At 34.7% G+C, this 25,598-nt stretch carries 20 protein-coding genes and 2 tRNA genes; 8 read left to right on the plus strand and 14 right to left on the minus strand.

Features of this window, described 5'->3' with window-relative positions; genetic code table 11:
- Nucleotides 1-73: 73 nt before the first annotated feature.
- From LGQ90_RS03065 to flxA, 6 genes are read right to left on the minus strand one after another with little or no spacing between them, the layout of a single operon-like run.
- Nucleotides 74-1,216, minus strand: a complete 1,143-nt coding sequence (locus tag LGQ90_RS03065) for a beta-ketoacyl synthase N-terminal-like domain-containing protein (protein WP_229338003.1) — start codon at nt 1,214-1,216, stop codon at nt 74-76.
- Nucleotides 1,213-1,632, minus strand: a complete 420-nt coding sequence (locus LGQ90_RS03070) for an acyl-CoA thioesterase (RefSeq protein ID WP_229338004.1) — start codon at nt 1,630-1,632, stop codon at nt 1,213-1,215. The genes LGQ90_RS03065 and LGQ90_RS03070 overlap by 4 nt, the downstream gene beginning before the upstream one ends.
- Complete coding sequence (locus LGQ90_RS03075; protein ID WP_229338005.1) at nt 1,629-2,078, minus strand: hotdog family protein; 450 nt, start codon at nt 2,076-2,078, stop codon at nt 1,629-1,631. The genes LGQ90_RS03070 and LGQ90_RS03075 overlap by 4 nt, the downstream gene beginning before the upstream one ends.
- Before the next feature lie 2 nt (nt 2,079-2,080).
- A complete protein-coding gene (locus LGQ90_RS03080) occupies nt 2,081-2,959 on the minus strand; it encodes an LpxL/LpxP family acyltransferase (protein WP_229338006.1) in 879 nt (292 codons plus the stop codon).
- 4 nt (nt 2,960-2,963) lie between these two features.
- Nucleotides 2,964-3,695, minus strand: coding sequence for a flexirubin biosynthesis SDR family reductase FlxB (gene flxB, locus LGQ90_RS03085; RefSeq protein ID WP_229338007.1), 732 nt, complete (start codon nt 3,693-3,695; stop codon nt 2,964-2,966).
- A gap of 2 nt (nt 3,696-3,697) precedes the next feature.
- A complete protein-coding gene (gene flxA, locus LGQ90_RS03090; protein ID WP_229338008.1) occupies nt 3,698-5,230 on the minus strand; it encodes a flexirubin biosynthesis tyrosine ammonia-lyase FlxA in 1,533 nt (510 codons plus the stop codon).
- Nucleotides 5,231-5,683: 453 nt separating this feature from the next.
- On the opposite strand from flxA, the gene LGQ90_RS03095 reads away from it, so the two are divergent.
- From LGQ90_RS03095 to LGQ90_RS03110, 4 genes are all read left to right on the plus strand, one after another.
- Nucleotides 5,684-6,919, plus strand: coding sequence for an NAD(P)/FAD-dependent oxidoreductase (locus LGQ90_RS03095; protein ID WP_229338009.1), 1,236 nt, complete (start codon nt 5,684-5,686; stop codon nt 6,917-6,919).
- A 158-nt stretch (nt 6,920-7,077) separates the two neighbouring features.
- Nucleotides 7,078-7,159, plus strand: a tRNA-Ser gene (locus LGQ90_RS03100).
- 170 nt (nt 7,160-7,329) lie between these two features.
- Nucleotides 7,330-7,404: transfer RNA gene (locus LGQ90_RS03105), tRNA-Pro, on the plus strand.
- Between the two features lie 215 nt (nt 7,405-7,619).
- Nucleotides 7,620-8,840, plus strand: a complete 1,221-nt coding sequence (locus tag LGQ90_RS03110; protein ID WP_229338010.1) for a site-specific integrase — start codon at nt 7,620-7,622, stop codon at nt 8,838-8,840.
- Nucleotides 8,841-9,211: 371 nt separating this feature from the next.
- On the opposite strand, the gene LGQ90_RS03115 is transcribed toward LGQ90_RS03110, so the two are convergent.
- The 4 genes from LGQ90_RS03115 to LGQ90_RS03130 form a co-directional block, all read right to left on the minus strand.
- Nucleotides 9,212-11,707, minus strand: a complete 2,496-nt coding sequence (locus LGQ90_RS03115; protein WP_229338011.1) for a T9SS type A sorting domain-containing protein — start codon at nt 11,705-11,707, stop codon at nt 9,212-9,214.
- A 6-nt stretch (nt 11,708-11,713) separates the two neighbouring features.
- The gene (locus LGQ90_RS03120) at nt 11,714-12,430 is read right to left on the minus strand and encodes a hypothetical protein (protein ID WP_229338012.1); all 717 of its coding nucleotides are present in this window, start codon (nt 12,428-12,430) and stop codon (nt 11,714-11,716) included.
- A 50-nt stretch (nt 12,431-12,480) separates the two neighbouring features.
- On the minus strand, nt 12,481-13,023 hold the full coding sequence (locus LGQ90_RS03125) for a Riean_0653 family protein (RefSeq protein ID WP_229338013.1): 543 nt from the start codon (nt 13,021-13,023) through the stop codon (nt 12,481-12,483).
- 215 nt (nt 13,024-13,238) lie between these two features.
- Nucleotides 13,239-13,736, minus strand: coding sequence for an outer membrane beta-barrel protein (locus LGQ90_RS03130; RefSeq protein WP_229338014.1), 498 nt, complete (start codon nt 13,734-13,736; stop codon nt 13,239-13,241).
- Nucleotides 13,737-16,122: 2,386 nt separating this feature from the next.
- Here LGQ90_RS03130 and LGQ90_RS03135 point away from each other — a divergent pair.
- From LGQ90_RS03135 to LGQ90_RS03150, 4 genes are all read left to right on the plus strand, one after another.
- On the plus strand, nt 16,123-16,380 hold the full coding sequence (locus LGQ90_RS03135) for a hypothetical protein (RefSeq protein ID WP_229338016.1): 258 nt from the start codon (nt 16,123-16,125) through the stop codon (nt 16,378-16,380).
- Nucleotides 16,381-16,443: 63 nt separating this feature from the next.
- Nucleotides 16,444-17,238: a GLPGLI family protein gene (locus tag LGQ90_RS03140; RefSeq protein WP_229338018.1), complete on the plus strand. Its 795-nt coding sequence runs from the start codon at nt 16,444-16,446 to the stop codon at nt 17,236-17,238.
- 64 nt (nt 17,239-17,302) lie between these two features.
- Entirely contained in the window at nt 17,303-18,415 is a 1,113-nt protein-coding gene (locus LGQ90_RS03145; RefSeq protein ID WP_262904324.1) for a carboxypeptidase-like regulatory domain-containing protein, read from the plus strand.
- Between the two features lie 121 nt (nt 18,416-18,536).
- A complete protein-coding gene (locus LGQ90_RS03150) occupies nt 18,537-19,913 on the plus strand; it encodes a hypothetical protein (protein ID WP_229338022.1) in 1,377 nt (458 codons plus the stop codon).
- Between the two features lies 1 nt (nt 19,914).
- Here LGQ90_RS03150 and LGQ90_RS03155 read toward each other — a convergent pair whose 3' ends face one another.
- The 4 genes from LGQ90_RS03155 to LGQ90_RS03170 form a co-directional block, all read right to left on the minus strand.
- Entirely contained in the window at nt 19,915-20,595 is a 681-nt protein-coding gene (locus LGQ90_RS03155; protein WP_229338024.1) for a response regulator transcription factor, read from the minus strand.
- The gene (locus LGQ90_RS03160; RefSeq protein ID WP_229338027.1) at nt 20,588-21,958 is read right to left on the minus strand and encodes a sensor histidine kinase; all 1,371 of its coding nucleotides are present in this window, start codon (nt 21,956-21,958) and stop codon (nt 20,588-20,590) included. Before LGQ90_RS03160 ends, LGQ90_RS03155 begins: the two co-directional genes overlap by 8 nt.
- A 1,062-nt stretch (nt 21,959-23,020) precedes the next feature.
- Nucleotides 23,021-25,189 (minus strand): TonB-dependent receptor, encoded by a 2,169-nt coding sequence (locus LGQ90_RS03165; protein WP_229338029.1) that lies wholly within the window; start codon nt 25,187-25,189, stop codon nt 23,021-23,023.
- A 32-nt stretch (nt 25,190-25,221) separates the two neighbouring features.
- Nucleotides 25,222-25,548, minus strand: coding sequence for a DUF6660 family protein (locus LGQ90_RS03170; RefSeq protein WP_229338031.1), 327 nt, complete (start codon nt 25,546-25,548; stop codon nt 25,222-25,224).
- Between the last annotated feature and the right edge of the window lie 50 nt (nt 25,549-25,598).

Here is a 25,598-nt window from a genome sequence, read left to right on the forward strand (position 1 = left end):
AAAATAAGCTGCCCATTCTTATAAACTTTTGAGTTCCTAATAACAATTGAATTATGTACGAAAAGCTCCCTGTTCATATCCTTTCCTTTTTTAAAAACATCGCCAAGTTACATCCCCCAAACCCGGAAGCGGTTTTTAAAGCCAGGTTTAAATCCTTGTTTTCATTATTCTGAATGATATTCAAATTTTTAGATACACCTAATTCAGTAAAATTATAAGAAGCGATCAATTCATTATTAAGAAGACTATGTTTGGTTAATATACTTTCAATTAAAGCTGAAGTTCCCAGGGTATGCCCATAATAGCCTTTTAAACTATTTACCGGAACAGATTCCAGACCGGCCCGATTAAAAGCAATAGACTCCATCTCATCATTATAAATGGTCGCGGTACCATGCGCAGAGAGATAATCAATTTGAGTTGTACTGATATTGTTGTTTTTAAGCAATCTGGAAATACTCTGATACAAACCTTCACCGGTTCGGCTGGGACCTGAAATATGATTGGCGTCATTAGCGGTCACGGCATCAATATATTCCACTTTTTGCTTAGTTTCAGAATCATCTGGACCTATCAAAATAGCCGCCGCGGCTTCTCCCAAACTTACTCCTTTCCTGTCATTGGAAAAAGGCCGGCAAGGTTCTGGGCTTATAGCCTGGAAGGATTGAAAACCAGAAAGTACAAATTCTGAAACCAGATCCCCTCCCACGACGATCGCATTAGAAAATCTTCCTGCCTGAATAAAATCGTTAGCGGTTTTAATAGCCAATGCTCCCGAAATACAGGCATTAGAAACCACAATTGGTTTTTGCTTAAATTCGAAAAAATCGGCAATTACCTGAGCCATTTTCCAGAGATATATTCTATCTGTTGGAAACTCGTTTTTCCCTAACTGATCTATATTTCCTTTGGTGGTGGAAATGATCAGTCCCGTATTATTAAGGTCTACTGAAGTAGCTTCTTCAATAACCTGATGGATAGCAAGGATCATCAACTTCTCTAATTTGGTAAATAAAGTGGGATCTCCAATAGTATTGAATTTTCTATCAATAAGATCTGACTCTATCAAACCGGCGTAATACCCGTTTTCGAAGAATTTTGAATAATGATGAAGCTTTAATGCCGATTCAGAATTTCTGATAGCTTCAATATTTACAGCAGTATTGAAGCCTAAAGGGGAAATTATTGAATCATTTAGAAGATAATTCCTGCTCATTTGATCAATCCCATTTTCTTTTTCCAATCTAAGAAAAACGGCGGATTGTTAAGCACCAATTCTGATTTTTTATCTGTAAAAACCTGGGTGGTCTCCCCTGTACAGATCAATTTTCCAGAGGAGAAAATTTTATATTGAAAAATCATCTTGGCAGCTTCAGAATTTATAAAGCGGGTTTCTACTTCAAATTCATCAGCATATTTAAGTGGAAGTTTATGCTCACATTGAGTTTTTACAATGGGAGTGGCAAATCCATTCCTTTTAGCATCCAGATAGGAAATACCATTCTTTTTACAGAAATCTTCCCTGCCTTCTTCAAAATACTTAAAATAGTTCCCATGCCACACAATCTGCAAAGGATCACATTCATGAAAACGAACTTTCATTTCTATTTTACACTGTAAAACCTCACTCATTTTACCGTTACGGTTTTCATTTCGGAAGTGGCGATCACTACTCCCCTTTCATTTTCTGTTCTGGCAGAAACTGAAGTCACATTCATGATCTCATGCAGGATCTCAACATAGGTTTTTAATGTTTCTCCAACTTCGGGTAATCCGAAGATCTCTACAGTTTTGATCACTCCTATAAAACCGGTCTTTGGTTTGGTTTGTCCGCTAAGAGAACCCTGATAACCTCTGTGTAGAGACATGCTTTGAGCCATATGCTCAATCAATCCGCTTTCAGTAAGCTTATTCTCTTGAAGCAAAACATTGTTTCCAGGAACTGTAAAACCAGTAACCCCGGTAAGATTGGTATATTCATAGAGTGTATCTACAAATACGAAAGGTTCCTTTTGAGGGATCAAATTTATGATCTCCTCGTGTGAGCTAATTGGATGATGTAATAGATTTTCTGCCATTTTTAACTAAAATCGTTCCAGTAATCGTAGTAGTTATACCACTGATGCGGATATTTTTTTACCATTTTTTCAAGATCGTCAAGATAAGATTTTAATATTTCCTGAGCAGTAAACTCAACCGGTTTATACGGCCTGGCATAAAAATGATAGTGGAAATTCTTCTCCCGCATTAAATGCACGAATAACACGGGAATCTTATTTCTTGCCGCAAGTTTAAAAGGCCCCTGCGGAAATTTCACTTTTTCGCCCAAAAATTCTGCCTTATAAGTTTTAGAATGTTTCAGGAACCTGTCTGCCGCAAAAACCAAAAGTTCATTTTTTGCCAGCGCTTCTTTCATCTTAAAAACATGGCTAAGATCATCCTTTAAAACAATGGTCTTAACATCTGAAGGCCCGGTGACAGATTCAAGATAATTTTTGATCTGCCGATGCTCAAAATCGGTCACCACAAGATTCACAACGGCTTCAGAATGTTTTTTTTCAAAGAAATGTTTAGCAAGATTGAAATTCCCTATATGCGCGGTGAGTAAAATTCCGCCTTTGTTTTGCTTCAATAAAGCATTAATATGCTCCACGCCATCAAATTCAAAAGTGAATTTATGTTTTAATCCGCTGGTGATGGCCACCCTGTCTAATTGAATTCTGCCAAAAGTAAAATAGTTCCGATATACATTTAAAGCAGACTTAAATGGTGAATAGCCCAATCTTTTTCTGAATAGATAATAAGTGCTTTTAGTGGAAGTAAAGGAAAAGAATATGAAATATAAAGCAACGAACAGCAGTACAAAATAGGCAGAATACAAACCTGTTTTTTTAATTATTTGCACATAGATACGGAAGCCTAAAAGCGTACCGCGAGATTTTCCTTTCCAGGTAGCCATAGATCTATGAATATAAGCCCCCGTTAATATTTATAACCTCCCCGGTGATATAAGATGATTTATCTGAAGCCAGGAAACTTACGAGGTTAGCGACCTCTTCAGCTTTCCCAAATCGATTTAAAGGAATGTGCTTTTTAAGCTCATTTTCATCAAAATCCTTAGTCATATCTGACTGAATAAACCCTGGAGCCACAGCATTTACCGTAACTTTTCTTTTTCCAATTTCCTGGGCAAGTGCCTTGGTCGCAGAGATCATGGCTCCTTTTGCAGCTGAATAATTCACCTGACCGGGATTTCCTTTTAAACCGGAAAGAGAAACAATATTGATCACCCGGCCATATCTGGCTCTAAGCATATCTTTTAATACCGCCTGGGTAACATTGTAAAAGCCATTTAAACTGGTGTCTATCACCGAATCCCAGGATTCTTTATTGGTAAAAATAAATAGTCCGTCTTTCGTTATTCCGGCGTTGTTTACGAGAATCTCGATCTTCGCTTCGGGGTTCTCAGATTTCCATTTAGTAATGGATCCCTGAGTAGCATCCATATCTGAAACATCAAATTTCAAAATACTGCACTTCACCCCAAGCTGTTCAATTTCATCTTTAGTAGACTCTGCAGCTTCTGTATTCGAATTATAGTTCAGAAGAATATTATAATTGAGTTCTTCAGCGATTTTTAAACAAACTGCTTTACCAATCCCTCGTGATCCTCCTGTAACCAATGCGTACTTCATAATTAGTAGGCTTCGTTGTTTCTTAAGTATTCTTTTAGAGCTCTGATCTCCACATATAAAGGTCGGTCTTCTTTTACCTGCGGAATAATCCCTCTTAATTTCTCAAGTTTTGATCTTGTGGCCGAAGATAATTTATCATCAAAATCCAGGAAATATAACGCCTGAATAATTGTAGCAAGTTCTGTGGAAAGCACCTCAAAACTATTTTCAATCACCTTTTTGGTCATATTTGCCGAATTTGCACCCATGCTTACGATATCCTGGTTGTCATTATTATTCGGAATACTGTGAACATACATGGAGTTTGAAAGCATCTGATTTTCAGCCGTCGTGGAAACTGCGGTGAACTGAGCTCCCTGCATTCCGAAATTTAATCCCAGTTTCCCCATATTTACAAATGGTGGCAGAATATCGTTCAGTTTAGAATTCAGAAGATAATTCAATTGCCTTTCAGCCAACATAGAGGTCTTAGTGATTGCTAAACGTAGTTTATCCATTTCCAGAGAAACATAATCACCATGGAAATTTCCGCCGTGGTAAACATGTTCGGTTTCCACGTCGATAATTGGATTATCATTCGCTGAATTCACCTCTTCTATTAAAATCTTCAAGGAGGTATCCAAAGTATCAGAAACAGGACCAAGGATCTGCGGAACACATCTTAAACTATAGTATTCCTGCACTTTTTCCTTGAAGAAGGTATTTTTATCTGCCCCGTTGGTATAAAGATGTTCGTTACGGTCACGGGTAAGTTTAGAATCTGAAAGATGATTTCTCATTTCCCGCGCGATCTTCTGCTGACCCGGATGAAGTTTGGAGGAATTCAATTCTTCAGATAAATGATCATCATAAGCCTCTACGATCTCATTAATCACTGAACTACAAAAAATAGCCCAGTTCAGTAATCTTTTCGAGTAAATAAGATTTACAATTCCAATTCCGGTCATCGCTGACGTGCCATTCATTACAGCAAGTCCCTCCCTTATTTTAATTTGAGCCGGTTTAATATCCAACTCCTTAAAAACAGATGTTGTATCTCTTCGCTCTCCTTTATAGATCACTTCACCTTCACCTATTAGCACCAGGGCCAGGTGCGCAAGTTGCACCAGATCTCCGGAGGCGCCTACGCCACCATGTTCAAAGATCACCGGAGTAACATCCTTATTGATCAATGCGATTAGAGTTTCGGCTACACTTTTATGAATTCCAGATTTACCAAGGCACAAAGTATTCAGACGGGCGAGCATCAAGGCTTTTACATATAAAGGCTCCATCAAGGCTCCGGCACCGGAGGAATGACTTCTAATTAGATTCAATTGTAATTTGATCTTATCTTCATCTTCGATCTTATACTGAGCCATGGGGCCAAACCCGGTATTCACTCCATAAATGATCTTATTTCGGGAAAAATCTTTTAGAAATTCAAAACTCGTTTCAAGTCTTTTCAGGGTAGCTTCACCAAGTTCAATCTCCTCATTATCAAAAAGAACATGGTAAAAATCAGTGAATTCAAGTGCATTATCTAAGTTCAGCATATACCGTTTCAGCTAGTAATTTTAGGTTTGGGATCGCTGTTAAAGCTTTTAACAAATGTAGCATAATTAATAGAAAGCGCGATGAAACACTGCGATTGAAATTTTAATTTATTCCAGCAAAAATGCTGTGATTAGTCCTAATTTTAAGAGAAGATAAATTTAATCTTAACAAGTCTAATTAGATTTTATTAAATAGTTAGTTATAAGAATTCCACTGATTATTACAATTTAAGAGCGCTACATTTGATTATGATCAGTATTATTTTCGTGGGCTTGGTAGAGTAATCCTAACATAATATCTCTTTTAACCACCATCGTCCAGATTATATATTGTCCATTTGCTTATATCTCAAAAAAAGTCCTGGTAAACTTGTCAGGGCTTTTTTCATTTGTTTTCATTACTAAATTTCCGGCTTTCTCATTAAGTTTGTCTCCAGACTCCTTTTACATCTTATGAAAAATGAAATCAGGGATATTATTATTATCGGTGCCGGACCTTCCGGAAGTGTAGCCGCAGGTTATTTAGAGAAACAGGATGTTTCCATATTAGTGCTGGAAAAACAAAAGTTCCCCAGGTTTACTATTGGCGAAAGTTTGATCCCAAAATGTATGGATAATTTCAAGGAAGCCGGATTTTTAGATACTTTGAAATCTCAGGGCTTTCAGAAGAAATTTGGCGCTCGCTTTATCAGGAATAATGAGGTTGCTGAATTTGATTTCAGTAAAAAATTTGGAGAGGGCTGGGACTGGACCTGGCAGGTTCCCAGGGCCGATTTTGACCAGGTATTAACAGATGATCTTACTTCCCGTGGAGTAGATATTAGATTTGAGACAGAAGTCACTTCAGTATCTTATTCTAATGGTTTATGGAATATAAATACTGTGGATATTAAGGGTGCTGAAACTGAAATAAGCTGTAAATTCATAATTGATTCCAGCGGAAATGGGCGTGTGCTGGCTAAGCAGCTTGACTTAGAAGCTCCGCCAAAAATTTACGACCACTCCTCTATTTTTACCCATATTAAAGAATCCTCCAGACCTGAAGGAATCGAAGGAAATCAGATAACTTTTGAAGTATTAAATACCGAAACCTGGTTCTGGTATATTCCTTTCTCTAATGGAGACAGCAGTCTTGGCTTTGTAGGACCAAACTCCTGGTTCGAACAGTTTGCAGGAGATAAGACTGAAGCATTTAAAAATATGCTTAAAGAAACTGATTATTACAAAGGAAGATTTGATGATTATTCTTTCAAATTCCAACCCGTTAAGTTCACTAATATTTCGAAAAATGTAAAATATCTTCATGGGAATGCATTTGCTTTGACAGGAAACTCGGCGGAGTTTCTTGATCCTGTTTTTTCCTCCGGAGTAGCTTTCGCTACAGAATCCGGATTACTGGCTGCAAAACTAGCTTTAAGAGAGATCAACGGTGAAAATGTTGACTGGGAAAACGAGTACTCGAAATACATTAAAAAAGGAGTAGAAGTTTTTTCAACCTATGTAAAGGAATGGTACACAGGGAAACTTCAGGATATATTTTTTCATTCACATCCAAGTCTTCAAATAAAAATGCAGATTTGTGCTGTATTGGCGGGATATGTTTGGGACACAAAGAATCCTTTTGTGAGAAATCACGCCAGAATCCTCGATAATGTCCATAAATTAATTCAGGATGAAAAAATTGTTTAATTTTTTGAAGACTTAGTACGTTGAAGTCAAGTACCTTAAATTATAGAAGCAAATATTAATGCCACATTTAGCCGAAAAAAGAAATAAAAGGTTTGGATGGTTTACAAGTAAAAGTTACATTTGCAACCGCAAAAATACTTGCGAAGTTCTTAAATAACGGAGAGGTGGCAGAGTGGTAATGCAGCAGCCTGCTAAGCTGTCATCCTTCGGGATGCCCGGGTTCGAATCCCGGTCTCTCCGCTAGATTTTTAGTCTGCGGTTTTTTATTCTCTTTTTCAGCGTGAAAGATCGGGATAAATTTCCTCCGCTTCCCGGCTACTTTTTAAAAGTGATTTGGAACGGAAAAGACTAAAAACATAATGTAATTAAATAAGATTTAATCTTATTTTGAATGAATTGTGCAAACAATTCGGGGTGTAGCGTAGCCCGGTTATCGCGCCTGCTTTGGGAGCAGGAGGCCGCAGGTTCGAATCCTGCCACCCCGACGAACCACCTAATAAGTGGAACCAAAACACTGTTAATCTCTTGATTTTCAGTGTTTTTTGTTTTTAAGGGTATCAAATAATATCATTTAAAAGCATAAGTCTGGTGAATCATTCGGTGAATCATTTATTACAGATAATTGCTTAACTTCATAAGGCATTTTAGTTGGTTTGATTTTCGTCTTAGTAAACTGATTGTTTCATTAAAGACGCTTGAGATGCCTAATTACACTACCTTTTCCGTATTATTCTTTGTCCGAAAACATCATGATGGGACGAAGAAATTATTTATTTACGCCCGAATTACTGTTGATGGAAAACGCTCCGAAATTAGTCTGAAAAGATCAATTCTGGTGAATCATTGGGATGCCTCAAAAGGACGCGCCAGGGGAACCGCTCCAAAATCACGAATTCTAAACCAGTACTTAGACCAGGTTTATAATAAGTTATTAGACTGCCATAAGCAGCTCTCTTCAGAGAATAAATTAATCTCCTCCCAGAGTATCAAAGCTCGTTTCTATGGGAAGGATACACATCACAAAACTTTACTGGAACTGATGAGTTATCATAATTCTCATATGATAAATGTGTTGAAGCCTGGCACGCTTAAAAATTATTATACGACCGAAACTTATTTAAAAGAGTTTTTAAATAAGAAAATGAGCTGCAATGATATTAACCTCAAACAGATCAATTACCGGTTTGTAACCGACTTTGAACAGTTTCTACGCAGTTATTCCGCTAAGGTTTCCAGAAAGACTTGTGGCAATAATGGCACTATGAAACACCTGGAACGCTTCAAAAAGATGCTGAATCTGGCAATTAAATTAGAATGGCTGGTAAAAAACCCATTTGACAATTTTAAATTTCGGTTTGAGAAGAATGACAGACAGTATCTCAGTAAGCGAGAGCTTCACATATTAGAGAATACTAACTTTACCAGAGGCAGCTTGCAAAAAGTAAAAGATATTTTTATTTTCTCTTGCTATACAGGGCTTTCATATGTTGATATTAAAGAATTAAGCCTTCATCAGATTGTAAAAGGGATTGACGGGAGTAACTGGATCTATACCAAACGTGAAAAAACAAATGAAACCGTAAAAGTGCCACTACTTCCCCAGGCGCAAATTTTATTAGATAAATATAAGGACCAAATTACACCCGATGATTATTTGTTTCCTGTTTGCTCGAATCAAAAGGTCAATAAATACCTAAAAGAAATTATACTGCAACTGAAAATAAAAAAGACCATAACTTTTCATTCTGCCAGGCATACCTTTGCCACTACGGTAACTTTATCAAATGGGGTGCCCATTGAAACGGTTTCCAAGCTACTAGGGCATACAAAATTATCGACCACACAAATTTATGCAAGGGTAATAGATTCTAAAATCTCCAATGATATGGAATGTTTGAAAAATAAATTACGAAATGGATGACTATAGACGGAGTAGATATATAAAGATTCCTATTCCCAAAATAGAAACTATTATTCCAATTATTAGAAAAAAATAATGCACTATTTTTAATTTGGACATATTCAAATTTGAATCATAAAATTATTATTGTCTCATCAAAAGGATTACTGTTTATACAATTAGTATTAGCAGTTTAAATTAATCGAATTAAAAAAAGTTAGTTATTAATGCAAGATGGGGCCTGTGGGCAAAATCTTTATTACCACCGATGGTTACAATAAAAAATAGATTTTTAGGGGTGAAAATTAGAAACTTAAGTTTACCAAAATTATTTAAAAAAGGGATTCTATCTATTATAATATAGAATCCCTTTTTATATTAAAGGTTATAATCTAGTGTCTCACTATAATCTTATAAGTTTCTTCTTCCTGCCTTCCCTGAATTTTTAGAAAATACATGCCATCTTTCAAATTAGAGACATCCAGTTTGGTAGTTCCATATGGATCAAGCTCTATATCTATGACAAACGCTCCATTAAAATCATATAATTTCGCGAGTTGAGTAGATGGTGCGATTACTAAACTTTGCGTTTCATAGGTGCTGTTTGATTTTTCCGGATTAGCTTCAATAGTCACTTCATTAGATGCCGGATTCGGATATACGTTAAATCCTCCCGGGCCTCCCAACCCACAGGTTTCTGAGGTAACATACATTGCACCTCTACTTTCTCCACATCCATTAGTTGTAAATAGCTCCACTAAATAAGTGCCAGGGCTACTGGAAGAAAAATAAATCAAGGATACCGGTGCATTTGTAAAGGTGACTTCACTCTGCCCATTTATTTTTAAATATGGCGAACCTGATTCTAATCTATAAGAAGTTGCACCATCAGAAGCGGGAAGAGTATAAGGCTCTGAAAAACTATTAGTGCAAAGTGTGGGTGCCTGGGGTAAATTAGCATATGGTTTACCTACATATAAATTTTTTGAAACGGTTGTGCTACCGCAACCTGGAGAAGATATAGTTGCAGATATAGTGACATTACCTCGACTGTTACTATTTGCTGGAGAAATGACCACTTGCCCAGTTGAAGAATTAGATAGATTAATTATACTAGAATTTGTATCCCAGGAAACTAAAGCATTTCCAGATTGAACACTATAGGTTTGAGAGGAGCAAAGATTATCACTCCCTGAAATATTTAACGTACTGCAAACAAATGAACAATCAAAAATACTTGCTGCTACTGCAGGATCAATTTCATCAGCTAACCAATTACCATTTACCTGAAATAAGTCTAGGTGAAATTGGTTAAAATTAGTTATATCTATTTCATTGTTATTAACTTCTAAAGTTTCTATCAAGAATGGCGTTTCACGGAATGAAGTAATAAAGTTATCGAAAGGAGTATCTTTAGGTGAAATGGGGGGAGCACTTGCTCTAAACACATTCAAGTAGTCTGAATTATTTAAATTGGTAAAGCCCTTTCCAATATCTAATGCACTTACTGTAGGAACTAGAACAAAATCAGGGTCACTTGTTACATTAATATCTAAACCATACAAAGCATTTGAATTGGAACTTGTTGATGAAGGTATGCTTGTAGAGACAACTCCTCCAGGATAATAATCATAAGGAAGTGCATTGGATGGAGAATTAAAACTTTCATTTATAATATTCACATTGATATTAATTAGCCAAAGAACCTTCTTAGTAAATGTAACATTCGCTGAATAAATTTGATTTGTTTGTCCAAAATTAGGCAAGGCTTTAATATCGATATCAGCTGTTAACTTCCTACTACCAGGTAATACTCCAAATAAAAATCCAGGTTCGAATGTAAAAATAGTTGTTGCTAAAAATGTTCCCGCATTTGAAATAAATCCGATGCCCGTAAAACTTGTGAAAATATCAGTTAACCATCCTGTCTTAACTCTTCCATCTACTTCAAATAATGTAGAACCTGGGTTGAATCCTTGTGTAATCGCACATTGGCTTCCATTCGATATTGCTACATTTTTAGTTTGCTGAGGATACCCCATATTTTTTAGGGTTGTCTGCCAAGTATCATGGATTGTGTTATCAATAGCATAATCCCTATCTACCCACTTGATAAGCATTTGCTTTACTGCAGGTTCATCTAAAAGTCCAAGATAATCAGATATACCAACTCCATTATTGAATAATGGTAAAACTACATCCCCTCCAAAAAGTTGCACAGGGGATTGAACATACTGGTTACGACCATTCCGAGCGGCATATTGATAGCCCAAAGGAATATTGGCCCCTAAATGGGGTGAATCTTGACTAACAAATAAACGGGTGTCATGGGACAAACTTGGGTCGTCTTCCATCTCTTTTAATGCATAACGGGCAATAAGGCCTCCCATACTTTGACCTATTACAACATTTTCTTCCGTGGTGGTTTTCTGGTCATTGACCCATTCTATAACCGCTTCCAAGGCGTAGGCATTTCTTTGAATATAATCTGTCCCATCATTCCAGTTGACATAAATGATATCATATTCTTGATCATTATCAATAGTAATATCTCCAAGAAGTAAATCCCCTAAGGGATCACTTCTGGAGCTCTCAACATTTTCAAGAAAATCAATGAGACTTGATTCACCAAATGGGAATTCCGGACTGGTTACGGCTCCAAGGTCTAAACCTTCAGCAACTATCAATGGCCTACGAATTTCACCATATACATTCCCGTAGTTTATTTCGAGTGTTGCTTTCCCAAAAGATCCTTGAAAAGTTTTTGTTGAAGTAATCTCTAAAGTTTCGATACATTGACCACCTCCACTATTTCCATAGGCACAATGATTTGGAAGATCCTCAAAATTTAATTTCGAATGGCTCAATAAAGTTTCCCCTGTGGACAAAGATATTTAGTAGGTCCATGTTTTTATACCAGGAGTGTTATAATTTATAGAAACTTGCTGTCCCGGATTAACATTTACATACCCATTTCCGTCATTAAAATTAATTTTTATTGACTGCACTGAACTGGAGTTATTGGTGTACCATAAATTAGATGGTAACTTAACCGTAAAATCCAAGCCTTTATAATTAATTATTGATGGTGAGATTGCAAATGCCTTTTTCTGTTCATAGGGATTCTGCCATACTCCATTCACATATTTATCGTATAACTTATTATTCGAAATCGTTATTTTATTCGGATAAGCATTATCAAGGAATTTTGAATATTTAAAATATAAACCGCTCAATGTAATTGTGTTCACATCACGCGCATTGTTCCAGTTATTTTCAAAATTGCTATAGGAAACAAAGCCCTGATTGATATTTGAATTAACTCTCGACATCAAAAGTGTGCTATACAGTTGTTTAAGCACCCCTGGGGGTACAAAAGTACTATCACTTAAACTTCCTGAGTAAGCGTCTAATGAGGTGTATTCCATGGCAAAATCCTGAAGCAATCCATTAGGAATTCTGGACTTATCCAAATTGGCAAAAACAGAATTCATCTGGGTTGCAAAAGCGGTATTAATTTCAATTTCTTTAGGTGTAGTGTAAGGCAGTTTACCCTGAGAAAACACAGGGATTACCGCCCACAGAAGCAGGTAGAGTAGTTTTGATTTCATAAAATTGGTTTAAGTTAAATAATAGATTTGGGTAGGGTCTTTTTTATAACTTAATAGTATTTCACATCAAATCTTCCTTGGCGGACTTCTATAACCTCTCCTTCATTATTTTCGGCATCAAAATGGAAAGTGCCAGATATTATATTCCTTTCGCTATCTATGAAAGAAATATAAATTTCCCCTGTTCTTTCATTGTTTGTAATATAACCTCCAAGTATTCCATTTCTGTAACTCGCAAAACTTGATGAAGAATTATTTTGCAAACTGTATGTTTCTCCTGCTATTAGTTTCTGATTTCTTATCTCAATATTTAACATTCTATTCTTTTCTCCACGATTTCTTATTGATAAGCCAAAAAGATAAGATCCTTGATAAAAGTTATATTGGGCTTTTAATACGGAGCCACTATTCAGGCTTTGTCCTCCGGGAGTCAGTATTTTCCCATTAACAAGGCAACCTGCTGTATTCGCCCCGGTTTGTGTCATTTCTGGCAGGCAATCTACCGGATTATCGCAATCGGTACTACTATCTTTGGAGCAAGATGTAGTAAACAGTACGACTAAAAGATAAAATGTGAGAGTTTCAGATTTCATAATTGATAAGAATAAATAGTAAAGTAATATCAATGTAGGGTAGGAAAACTATTACAAGTTAAATCATTAACATTTATTATACAAGCTTTTAATTAAAAATTAAAAATTTTGTTAATATTTATTGTAGTGAAAATTACTAAAAGTAAGAGTTCCCTATTATAATAGATAAAATTTTATAAATATTAGTTTTGCCATAGAAATCATTAAAATACTTTTTAAAATCTATGTAAGTATCCTAAAGTAAATTGACCTTGTTCATATGCCCCTTCTGCTTTAGCTTCAAAGAATAATCCAAATTTTGTTATGATACCAATGCCAAGTTCTATACCTAATTCATTATCATCGGCAGCAACATTTTCATTTGGAACTTTGGCTTGAGCATAAGCGGTATCAATTCCTAAAAGACCATAGAAATCAATTGTTTGGTTGTTTACAATGGAATAGGTAGCGTCAAAATTAAATTGATAAGTGGTTAAATCTATTTGTGAAGGAGTCGATGGAAAATAATAGGTGAATCCACCCGTGACTCCCCACCTAGGTGTAAATTTATAGAGTCCCCTTATATTGGCTCCAAATCCAAGTTTACTGGAAAAATCGTCATCAATACTTATTTCAGTACCAAGGGTAAGCCCAGCACCAACACCAAATTCTTGAGATGAAACATTAGTAATAGACATAATAGTTACAAAGCAAGCAAAGAATAATTTTTTCATAGCTAAGAATGATTAGGTTAAGGTTAATTTATGATCTAAAGTATAAAATATACTCATTGATTACATTTTATACTTTCAACTAAGATGCAAAAATTATAAATGGTTGCTTCAACTCCTCAAAAGAAATATTTTCTTTGCAACCTCCGGGCGCAGAGCAAGATTGTCATGACAATGACACATCTTGCTTCCTTTCTTTTTTTCTTAATTAGTAGAATGATCTAGTTGTCCGTCTTTAACCTTATTTTCCTCAAAGAATTCTTTAAAAAGATCTTTTAAAGCCAACTAAAATCAACCTAACTGTATACCATAAAAATTTACTTTTTTTACCTGGAGCATTTTCCTTTTTGTTTCTTATTGTAACAACCCAGTAAGATCAAATAAAAAGGATTTAAGCTTATTAAATTTACTTCTTTCAGAGCTGTTTGCATTACCTTTTGATGTCAATATATAATTCAGGATTTGAAATTAATAAGGACTTATAAAAAGCAAAGCGGCTTTATGCAGTCCGCTAATTTTAAATCCTGTTATTTCAGCATCAAATGGTAAGGCGATGCAAGAATAGCAGATGAGGATTGAAAGGTAGATCTGGATCGTTTTGTAGAACAAGGTTATGAAAAGCAATCTGGCGGACTTGAGTCAAAAAGGTTTTACTAGCTTAATATTCATAGTCTATTTAATCAAAGCTTTTTGACTCATGTCCAAGACCTTTTAATTAAGCCGCTTTTCCTGAAACGAAGCTTTTGCGAAGAGAAAGGAAATATAGTGAAGGTTCTTTGTTACTTTCAAAAACCTAATTCCACTGTATTAATTTGAAGATATTTCATTCTATCATATCTGTGAGAATTGTATTTCAAAATAGATGTTTTTTACTAAAATCTTTTCCAATTTTACTGGGCTGCGAAGGTTTTTTCGTAAAAACAGTTTTCAGTTGAAATTCAAAATGAATCTTTTGGTCTAATTCGGATGACTGGGTAACATTGTACAATTTAGATTTTTGCGTGAAAAATTTCCCTGTTTTCAAGGGCTTCAAAGGTTTTTACGTGAAAAATAGAATGTTTTTAAAACCATAAAGTGGTAAACTCATTGAATCTTAAGGGGGGAATGGATGTCGTAACGTGGCTCTGCCCGTTACCCTCTTGCTACTCCATCCCTTCCTTCCATTTAGGGATTTTCGTGCTTTTAATCTGAAGCCAGAAAACCATTTTTATAATATGATTTGCGTAGTGAAAAATGCTAGCCATTCAATTTTCACTAAAAAACTTGAACATTTTACTAAAAGTGATATAATTATTCAGGTTTTGGTAATCAAATAATTATAATAATTTCATCTTTCATTTTATTTGGTTTCAAATGATATAATTGATGGTAAAATGAATAGCACGACTTACTTATTATATCCTGAGCGTTTTCTTTTTTTCAAATGAACTGGGTTTTTTATAATTATTATAAAGCGAAAATCCTAAACACAGATTTTTCCTTTTTTGTGTTTACTTTCCATAGAGCCTTCGCTGTTACCTTTCTGATAAGCCTGGATTCAAACATTTAGAATTAATTGAGGACTTATAAAAAAGCACAGCGGTTTATGCAGTCCTGTTAATTCTAAATTTTATATCTTAATCAGAAGTGTTACAGTGATATTGTAAGTAATTTTAATGATGGAATATTTTAAAATCTAGTTTAAAAGCAATCTATTTAATTGGATGATGTTCATGCGAACTTCCTTAAAAAGCTTTTTCCGATTTTTTAAGGAGGCTCAAAATTTCTTTAGTGAATCTCTTTTCCCTAAAAGGAGTTGTAACGGAATAAAGGGAATGAGGTTTGCGTTTTTACTATAAATACTTTTTCACAAAAATTACTGCACTTTAGCTATTATATAGCCGGGCACTGATGTAAAATATATACACCTTAGTAACTATTACAAAGTTTAGGTAGAATTAACATCTATATCCCATTTTACTTTCGATGATATACTTTAATAAAGGATTCTCATAACGGTCTAAAAGTAACTTGTTGTATCTTCAGATCTTCGTTTGGAAATTTGTGATATAATATACTTTATTATCTTCCTTTTATTATCATTTAACGAGAACGCTGTAATTCGATTAATTCCATGAGGGGAATTAAAATTAAAAATTACAGCACTATCAGCAAAACATTTCGCACCTGTTTAATTGTCGCCATAGAATTGATTAATTTAGTTACATCCCTTAATCTCGTGGGACTATGATTTTATCATTCTAGTAGGAGGATCATATATTGAGAATTTAATAAGCTCCCCACTTAAAAAGCAATTAACATTTTTTAACATTAGGTAACAATGCTTAACTGTTTACCTGAATGCTAATGCGTTGCTTTATCCCATTATTAATCGTAACCTATTTAAATTATGAAAAATTTATTTTTACTTTCAGCATTCGGACTTATGTCTATGGGTGTTTTTGCCTCAAATGACGAAGCAAAACCGGAGATTCCTAATTTCGAGACTGAAGCTATCGCAACAGAAGCACTAGAAGCTGAAACAACTGTTGATGCTGTAAGGGCTGAAATCACAGTAAATTGTGAGGATGGATCTTCTTACAGTGTAAGTTGTGAATCTTGTAGCACGTCACAGCTTATTGGGATAGCTTCGGCTTTATGTGCCTAAAAAACTTACCCTTCTCTTCATTGTTGGAGAAGGTTATTTCTTCATTTAATTAACTACTATAACATGAGATTTTTATTCATTTTTTTCTTTTTAGCCTCTATAACAGTTAGCCAGGCTCAAAATAAAGGTATTGTTTATTATGGTCACATAGAAAGCCCGGGGAAAGGTGGACCAGCCGGACTCGATTTTAATGCATATTTAGTGTTTAATAAAGAAGCATCTTATTATGTAACGGCTAAAGATTCCCTTGAAAAACAAACGGAATTAGATGAAAACCAAATCAAAGAGGTAAACGGAACTAAACAAATTTACTTAGGTAAACATACGCTTCCGCAAGGTAAGCAGGTTTATTACAACCGTAAAAAAGACAGTCTGTGGTGGAATAAAAAATTTAAAGAACCAGTTTACGGACGGGAGAAACGAACCCAAATAGATTGGAAGTTAGAATCAGAAACAAAAACATTCGGTGGTCTTACCTGCCATAAAGCGACCGGTTCTTTTAGAGGAAAAAATTATACGGCATGGTATACTGATGAGATACCATTACCCTATGGTCCATGGAAATTACAAGGGTTGCCAGGGTTAATTCTGGAAGCATACGATGATAAGAAGGAGATGTATCTTTATTTTAAATCTGTTGAATACCCGCTAGATAGAAATCTTAGTGTCGGACCTATGGATAAACCTAAAGTAGATAGTCAATATCCATATATTTCAATTGAAGAATACAAGCAAACTTTAGATAAATTAGTTGAACGTAATAAGACAAAAGCTATTCTTATTGCAAAGCAAATGGGTGGTGATGTTACTGTAAAAACCGGAGGGGTTGAAACCCTGAGCGTCGAAGTATTTGATTAATACAATATTCTTACTATACACTAAAACCCCATCTAAAATGGGGTTTTAGTTTTATCCATCCTGTATGAAGTACATTTTTCTACTTTTTTTATTTTGCGTTTTTGGAAATAATTATGCGCAGGAAATAGCTATTCGGGGAACTATTATGGATAAGCAACTTCAACCTCTTGAAACGGTTCTGTTACAAGCCAGGAATACAAAAAATCAAGTTCTTGATTATACGTATAGCGATCAAAATGGGAATTATGAATTGGAGTTCATAAATAACAAAGAGTCAATAATCATTGAAGCTTCCAGTTTAGGATTTTCAACTGTTAGGAGAGAAATAACAATTACCGATCAAAGAATGTTGGAGGCTCTGGATTTCGAAATGGAAGAAAAAACGGAGTCCTTAAAAGAAGTGGTTGTTGAAGGTCATCAAAAAATTAGAATAAATTCTGATACCACGTTTATCCGTGTTTCCCAATATGCTACCGATACGGAACAAACGGTTGAAGACCTCTTAAAAAGATTACCAGGTATCGAAGTTTTACCCGACGGTAGTATCAACGCCCATGGTAAGCCTATAGAAAGCCTTTTAGTGGAAGGAGAAAATATACTTGATAAAAATTATAAAATTCTATCTAAGAATCTAGATGCAAAAACGCTCGAAGAAGTTCAGATTTTAGAAAATTATGAAGAAAATCCTATTTTTAAACAATTATCAAGCTCAGAAAAAGTAGCTCTTAATTTAAAGCTCAAAGATAAATTCAAATATGTCTTATTTGGTAATATTTCCGCAGGGTACGGTCTGAAAAACCGATATGAAGCAGCCTTAACTTTGGGCTTGCTTAGAAAGCGAATTAAATTATTAGAATTTAGTAATGCCAACAATACAGGGAACAAAGCAGCCAATTTGTTACAAAGTGAAAGAACAGTAATAGATCTATCCCAAATATTTCAAAAGATCGAAAAACAGCCATTCACTATTTTTTCGATAGATGAACAAGAAGAGAATATTTTCAATACCAGGAGTATTTTTAATACATCCATGCTGCATTCAATCGGATTATCCACTAAAATAAATGACGAACTATCTTTAAGAGGGGGATGTAAGTATTATTTCAGACATAACTACGCAAGATTATCAGACTCAGACAGAATATTTCACAGGTACGAACAACACTACTTTTTTTGAAACCAGTAATTATCAGAATAACAACAGAATAGGAGATACGGAGTTAGAATTTAAATTCGCCCCTAACTCCAGGAATTATTTTAATAATACAGTTAGTTACAATATAAACCCTCATGATGCATTGAATAGTATCACTTTAGGTAATCAAGGAATTACGCAACAAAATGATATTACTTCAGAAACATTTTATAACCATTTAGAACATACATATTTGGTGACGAAAAATAGTGCATTGAACAATTATCTTTATTTTGGATATGGTGATTCTAAAGAAAGTGCACAAATTATCCATCCAAGTTTGAATGATCTGTTCGAAAGGGAAATCGATGAAACCTTTTATCAGAATGTTCGCAATAAGTTCAATTATTATGGTTTGCAAAGTTCACTGCTTACCAAATCTCAAAAGTGGGAAATTCATTTGCAGTTACATATTCATAATGAGGGAGAAACTGCAAAGAGTCGTCTTTTTACCGAAACAGAAGAAAATTTTGACGGATATACTAATAACCTGAATATTGATAATTTTTTTGTAGCAATTAGCAATTTCTTAAAATTTAAATTCACCCAAGATAATTATCTAAGGGGAGGTATTTCTCTTAAACGGAGTCGGTTTAATAGTGATGAATATCTGTTGAAAAATGCCAATTTTGCTTTTAGACAGAAGCTAAAAAATAAGGGAGTAGTTCGATTAGGTTATAGCTATAAGGAGGAATTACCTGGATTGCAATTACTTTTGCCTAATTATGCGCTGAATTCGTATCAGGATTTTATCAGTGGTTCTGATGATATCAAAAAACTGGAAAACTCTGTATTTTCTTTAAACTATAGTTTATATAATGATATTAAAGGGTTCTCAATAAATGCCTCTGCTTTACATACAATAACACATTCTGGATATGCTCAGGGAGCATTTACAAATGAAAATTTTATTTTTAATGAGTTCATACCTACATCTAAAGGTAAGAATACCTTAGTTAATTTGATCTTCACTAATTATTTCAGCAAGCTTAAACTGGCAACTAAGGTAGAAACCAACCAGAGCTTCATTCAGTCTCCATTTTCTATTGATCAAACCAGTGAGCTTAAGCTTCAGAATTATTCAGGAGATTATTCATTTTCCGTGAGTTCCTATTTTGATAAATGGTTTAATTTTTCAAGTGGTTTTGCCTATCGTTATTCTTCTTCCGAGCTTAAAGAGGAAACTAATTCTTTTGAAACATCGAAAGCCTTTGCTGACTTCGATATAAAGATTTTTGAATCTATAAAGTTCAATCTCAACAATGAACTTTACGTTTTAAACAAAGAAAATTACACCTTTATGAACGCAAATATCGTATACGAACCCAAGCAAAGCAGATGGTCAGGAACCGTTCAGTTGAACAATCTATTAAACGAGCGTGAATATCTATTACAAAGTATTAATTCCTTTAAGTCATATCAGAAACGGATTAGTCTTGTCCCTGTCTATGCACTATTGAGTATCAAATACAGATTTTAACTTAGCCGATTAACTTATAACCAACTCCTCTAACATTCAAAATTTTCAGCGTTTTATCTTTATGCAACAATTTCCTGAGTTTACTTATAAATACATCCATACTCCTGGATGAATAGAAATCATTATTTGTCCACATTAAATCTAAAACCGTATTACGTTCTACTATCTGATTTTTATTCTGAGCTAGAAATAAGAGTAATTGATTCTCTCTGCTTGTAAGGGTCTCAATTTTTTCTTCCTTATACTGCAATGTTTGGTTATTCGGATTGAACCTATACTGCCCTAAAATTAGCTCGTGCATGTTATCCTGCCTTGGTTTCCTGGATATTAGGTTTTTTACACGTACAATTAGTTCTTCTATACTAAAAGGCTTTTTGAGATAATCATTTCCACCAGTGTCAAAACCAGTAACTACATCCTGGGGTTGAGATTTGGCAGTAAGAAAAATGATTGGTGTTTGAGTATCATTACTTCTAATCTCTTTTGTTAAAGTAAGTCCATCCTTTACAGGCATCATAATATCAACCACCAAAATATCGGGAGAATGATTCTTATACATTTGGAAAGCTTCTTCCCCGTTTCGGGAATGTAGTACAATAAAATCACGTGTTTCCAGGCTTTCTTTAATTATCTGAGCCAGAGTTATTTCGTCTTCAACTAATAGCAGTTTTATTTTATTCATTAGGTATAGAAATGATAAATGAGGTCTTATTCTTTTTTAAAACGATTTCTGCAACACCATTATGTTTTTCAGCTATTTTTCTAACATAATATAAACCAATACCATATCCTTTTACATTGTGAAGATTGCCTTGCGGTACACGATAAAATTTATCAAAAATATTTCCCGCATGCTCTTTGTTCAAGGTATTTGCGTTATCGCTGACTCGAATTTTTAATTCCTTTTTATTCTCAATGCTTACTTCAATTCGATTTCCTCCGTATTTTATAGCATTATCCAGTAAAGCTCCCAGGCAATTACCAAGATGAAATGGTTCAATATTTGAATTGCTTTTCGAATCCTCAGAAATTTTAAGAATAATTTCTTTTCCATCAGAATTCATCCTATAATTTTTAATAATATTTGCTGCCCATTTAGGGATATCTACCTGGCTTTTATCCAGAATCCAATTTTCAGAATCTAAAAGTGCGGTATCCATAAGTTGATCAACCATATTTTCTAATTTTCTAAGCTGTTGATCGGAATAGTCTAAATATCTATTTGTTTTCTCAACATCGTGGTTTGTATTGAAAAAACGTATGCTTTCAATGGCAGCCCCAATAGTTGCGATTGGAGTTTTAAATTCATGCGTTATATTGCTTATAAGGTCATTTTTTATTTCAGAAAGTTGTTTTTGTTGCTTTATAACCCATTGCAAATAAAACAATGCAAATAGGATGGAGGTCATTAATAAAAGGGAAATAAGTATACTTAGAAAACTTTTTTTCAAAATGATTTGAATTGCATTTGGAAATTGCAACTCTAAGCTTTCCCGATTTTTCAAATAGGTAGATTTCCCAATTACACTAAATTCACCTGATGAGAAGGATTTGCTGCGGGAGGTAGCGAAAAGTGTATCTTTTTTATAGTGATTTAATTTATATGGAATGTTATAATCTCTTCTTTTGAGTTCAGCATTTAAGAGAATTTTTAATTTTTTAAAATTGATAGAATCTTCGTTGATAGATATATAAATATCCTTAATATTATTCAACATTATCAAACTGTCAGAAGACTTATCTCTATAACTTGAATCTGTACTATCAGGACGGATCTTATCTATAATTTTTTTATTACCACCAGTGATAGAAAAATTGTCAGGATTGTTGCTGGTTTCCTTTTTAACTTTCAACGAAACCGAATTTTCCTTTGCAAAATCTACGAAGTAATTATCGATAGCAACGTCCAGTGCATTTTGTATTTCGTTTTTAAACGCAACCGTATTTTTCTGGTATTCTGTATAACTCCAATAGAGCTGTACGGTTATAGTTACAACTATAACAATACTTAATAAATAAGGGATACGTCGATATAGTTTTTTCATATTTCTACGGAAGATAATAAAATTTAAATGTACCGAATTATGTCCTGATTGCAGGGTTAAGTATATATAACTATTCCATTTTCTCGTTTTAAGTGAAGTATAAAATAATTAAAACGATCCTGAATTATTTAATTTGAAATCTCAGTCTGGTTCATAGACCGAATTTTGTTTGCAGCAATTGAAACAACATTTACTTTTTTACCTGGAGCATTTTCCTTTTGCTCTTTATTGAATTCTGCATTCAGATCAAAATGAAACTAATGATGCCTTTTATCATTTACATCTTTCAGAGGAAATTTATCCAGCGGACTTAAGTCAAAAAAGTTCTTCCATTAAATACAATAGAAATCCATCATACTTTTTTTACTTGTGTCCAAGACTTCATCAATGAACCTCTTTTTCTGAAAAGTAGCATTTGTGAAGAGGAAGGAAATGAAGTGAATGGGATACTCTAGATCATTATTCTAAAATAGATTTCTTTTAATAAATGATTCATACTATGAGCCTGAAATATATTTTTCCGTGAAAAATCTTCTAATTACTGGACCTTCCGAAACTTTTTACGTGAAAAAAATTTTTAGTAGAAGCGCAAATTAATTTGCTTTATAATCAATTGTAGTCAAATAGGACCAAAATTAAGGGGGAATACCTATTGAAAATTTGACAATGTTTTCTAACATAGATCTTTAGTTTTTTTAATTAGGGGTAAAAACTCATAATGTTAGCTTTTGGACAAGCTTGTTTTTAAGGAAAATTATATCTTTATAACACAAAGACGAACAAATTATATCAATCTTCTTTGTTTTATGAAGTTTGGTGAATCATTCGGTGAAACATCAAATTGATTCTCAGTGAAAGTATTGTGGTTAGGGCGTTTATAGATAAATAAATTATCCTGCCACCCCGACTTTAAATAAAAAAGAACCACTATAAGCTATAGTGGTTCTTTTTTTTATGCCTACCTACTCTCAATCTCCATATTTAAAGTAGAAACCATTAATATGCTCTTATGGAAGTTGGTCTTTATTATAGAACTAATGAGTAAACAATTTTTTCAGGTATTTAGAAGAACAATTTAATTCCTCCATTTATCACAAAACCGTCAACCGGGGCATAAATATCCCTGAATTGCGGATCTGAAATAGAACCGGTATAAATAGAATCAAAACGGGTTTGTCGAGTATCAGTAAAATTTTCAAAATTGAGGAATATTGAAAAGTCATCCCATAATTTTTCCATCATCAGGCCAAAAATCCAATAATCCTGACCGGTAGCACCATCGCTTAACTGCTGCGGACTAAAATAATAGCCCTCCAAACCAATTTTTAATTTTTCATGTAATTCATACATCAGCACATTATTTAAGCGGTGCTTTGAAACCAGGGGCATTTGAAATGTATTTCCGTTTTCGGTACGCTTAACATCAGCAAAAGTATAGCCCGTAAAAAGTTTGAAATCTTTATAGCCGAATTTCAAATTTGCTTCAATCCCTTTACTTTCAATAAAACCTTCGGGTTGCAAGTATTCAAATACACCTTCAGAAGTGTTTTCCAGAATTATGGGATTATCGATCTTAGTATAAAAGAATAGTGTATTGCTGGTAAACTCTATAATGTCAAAAAGTTCAGTGCGATAGTTAATATCAAAATTACCTCCAATAGAATTTTCAGCTTCGGTAGTACTCACGTCAATAGGCAATACATTTCTAAATTGAAGCCTCTCTGCATCTTCGGTAAAGACCGAAGGCGTTTTGTAACCAAGACCTCCCCCAATTCGGGTGGTAAGCGCATCGTTAATAGTAAACATTGCTGAGACCCGGGGTAACACAAACCAACCGTATTCATTTTGATAATCGGTTCTAAGGCCTGTTTCCAGTTGAAACCAATCGGTGGCACTCCAGTTGTTCTGCACAAAAGCACCATAAGTAAAGTGTTCATAATCTACCACAGGAGCATTCGTAAGCACATCCTGTTCAAAACGATCCACCCATAAATTCAAACCACCTATCCATTCCATCGTCTCTGTTCCCAAAACAACAGAAGCCTCGTTATAGGAAGCAAATTGATTTCCAGCAAAGGTATACTTGCCCGTCTCTATTTCCCGGTCAAAAAAGCTAAAACTGTTTTTCAGGTTAAAACGATTATTATCGTTCCAGGAATGTTCAAACCCCGATTGCAAAGTAGATCTGGCGGTATTATTCCTTTCAAAAAAGGGATCTTCAACCTCATCTCCTTCCAGATAGCGTATATTCCCGCCGGTACGTTCTTCCACGGTTGTATTCACCCCAACATCAAGTTTTGTATTTTCTGTAAATTCATAAAAAACCCTGGGATTTATAGTATATCGATCAAATTCTGGAATAGCGGTTAGTCCAATATCTGCCGGATCATAGGGCGAACCAAGATTATAAGAAGCAAAAACGGTAGTACCAAGTTTTCCGTAGGTATCAGAGTAGAATCCGCTAACGTCCAATCCCAATGCGGAAGTGGCATTGAGCATAAAGTTAAGTTCTCTTTCTTCACCCGGAGTTTTAGAAATAAGATTCACCAGGCCTGCGATGGCACCACCTCCGTAGAGTGTAGAAGATGAACCTTTAATTACCTCAACCTGCTTTAGGTCCAGGGGAACTATTTGCAGTAAACTGAGGCCGCCCGAAAATCCTGAATATAAAGGATAGCCGTCTTTGAGCAATTGGGTATACTTCCCGTCGAGTCCCTGAATTCGAATACTGGAATTTTCGGAAATTGCCGAAGTCTGCTGAGTTTGGATACCGGTGGTTTCGTTAAGCAACATCCTGATATCTCCGGGTTTCATATTTCCTTTTTCGGTAAGTTCTTCTCCAGAAATAACCTCTACCCTGGTGGGTAAATCTGCAATTGTACGCCTGGAACGGGTGGATTGTATAAAAATCTCTTCCATTTCTTCCCCGCCCGGTTGCAGCAAAACTTGGAGTGTATCATTAGTTTTTCTTGGAAAATCAAGACTAACTTCTTCAGAAACAAATCCAACAAAACTAAATACAATTTTCTGGGTCCCATTAGGGATATTTGTTAAAGATAATTCTCCGTCTATATTAGCCGTGGCTCCTATATTAGTTCCTTCTATTACTGCGTTTGCACCTAATAAGGGCGTATTATCTTCAGCATTCTTAATTACTGCTTCCAGGGAATTTTGCCCCAGGGAGTTAAAGGCGATCAGGAAGATCACCATTTTAAATAATGTTTTAATCATTATGAAAATTTAGGTTATTATACTATTTGTTTTCAAGAAATAATAACCTGTTTTGGCGGTTGCCAAACCCTTTCTGAATATTCTGTTTCTATTCTTTTAAATGAAAGACCGAATAAATTTGATAATGCTACTGGTTGAAAATTAAAAGGAATTAATAATCTTTCGCTGATAGATATGAAGCCTATACAACTGCCGCAGCTGATAAAAGGAGAGCATAATCCACAGTCATCCTTTTCTTTATCATCTCCATTTTCTAATTTTTGGTCTACCAAACTGGAATCACAATCATCATCCATACAGCAAGGGTATACAGAAGTTAGCAAGCAAAAAATTCCTAAGAAAACAGCCAGGAGTTTCATACTTCAAAAATAGGAAATTCTTAAAAAGTAAAGCCGGTTTTGAAAGAAGT

Source organism: Christiangramia sediminis (assembly GCF_020552705.1).
Taxonomy (GTDB): Bacteria; Bacteroidota; Bacteroidia; order Flavobacteriales; family Flavobacteriaceae; genus Christiangramia; species Christiangramia sediminis.

What these genes read in the sequence shown, in the direction of transcription:
- LGQ90_RS03065 (WP_229338003.1), bottom strand. Translation starts at nt 1,216, where the DNA reads ATGAGCAGGAATTATCTTCTAAATGATTCAATAATTTCCCCTTTAGGC.
- LGQ90_RS03070 (WP_229338004.1), bottom strand. Translation starts at nt 1,632, where the DNA reads ATGAGTGAGGTTTTACAGTGTAAAATAGAAATGAAAGTTCGTTTTCAT.
- LGQ90_RS03075 (WP_229338005.1), bottom strand. Translation starts at nt 2,078, where the DNA reads ATGGCAGAAAATCTATTACATCATCCAATTAGCTCACACGAGGAGATC.
- LGQ90_RS03080 (WP_229338006.1), bottom strand. Translation starts at nt 2,959, where the DNA reads ATGGCTACCTGGAAAGGAAAATCTCGCGGTACGCTTTTAGGCTTCCGT.
- flxB (WP_229338007.1), bottom strand. Translation starts at nt 3,695, where the DNA reads ATGAAGTACGCATTGGTTACAGGAGGATCACGAGGGATTGGTAAAGCA.
- flxA (WP_229338008.1), bottom strand. Translation starts at nt 5,230, where the DNA reads ATGCTGAACTTAGATAATGCACTTGAATTCACTGATTTTTACCATGTT.
- LGQ90_RS03095 (WP_229338009.1), top strand. Translation starts at nt 5,684, where the DNA reads ATGAAAAATGAAATCAGGGATATTATTATTATCGGTGCCGGACCTTCC.
- LGQ90_RS03110 (WP_229338010.1), top strand. Translation starts at nt 7,620, where the DNA reads ATGCCTAATTACACTACCTTTTCCGTATTATTCTTTGTCCGAAAACAT.
- LGQ90_RS03120 (WP_229338012.1), bottom strand. Translation starts at nt 12,430, where the DNA reads ATGAAATCAAAACTACTCTACCTGCTTCTGTGGGCGGTAATCCCTGTG.
- LGQ90_RS03125 (WP_229338013.1), bottom strand. Translation starts at nt 13,023, where the DNA reads ATGAAATCTGAAACTCTCACATTTTATCTTTTAGTCGTACTGTTTACT.
- LGQ90_RS03130 (WP_229338014.1), bottom strand. Translation starts at nt 13,736, where the DNA reads ATGAAAAAATTATTCTTTGCTTGCTTTGTAACTATTATGTCTATTACT.
- LGQ90_RS03135 (WP_229338016.1), top strand. Translation starts at nt 16,123, where the DNA reads ATGAAAAATTTATTTTTACTTTCAGCATTCGGACTTATGTCTATGGGT.
- LGQ90_RS03140 (WP_229338018.1), top strand. Translation starts at nt 16,444, where the DNA reads ATGAGATTTTTATTCATTTTTTTCTTTTTAGCCTCTATAACAGTTAGC.
- LGQ90_RS03145 (WP_262904324.1), top strand. Translation starts at nt 17,303, where the DNA reads ATGAAGTACATTTTTCTACTTTTTTTATTTTGCGTTTTTGGAAATAAT.
- LGQ90_RS03155 (WP_229338024.1), bottom strand. Translation starts at nt 20,595, where the DNA reads ATGAATAAAATAAAACTGCTATTAGTTGAAGACGAAATAACTCTGGCT.
- LGQ90_RS03160 (WP_229338027.1), bottom strand. Translation starts at nt 21,958, where the DNA reads ATGAAAAAACTATATCGACGTATCCCTTATTTATTAAGTATTGTTATA.
- LGQ90_RS03165 (WP_229338029.1), bottom strand. Translation starts at nt 25,189, where the DNA reads ATGATTAAAACATTATTTAAAATGGTGATCTTCCTGATCGCCTTTAAC.
- LGQ90_RS03170 (WP_229338031.1), bottom strand. Translation starts at nt 25,548, where the DNA reads ATGAAACTCCTGGCTGTTTTCTTAGGAATTTTTTGCTTGCTAACTTCT.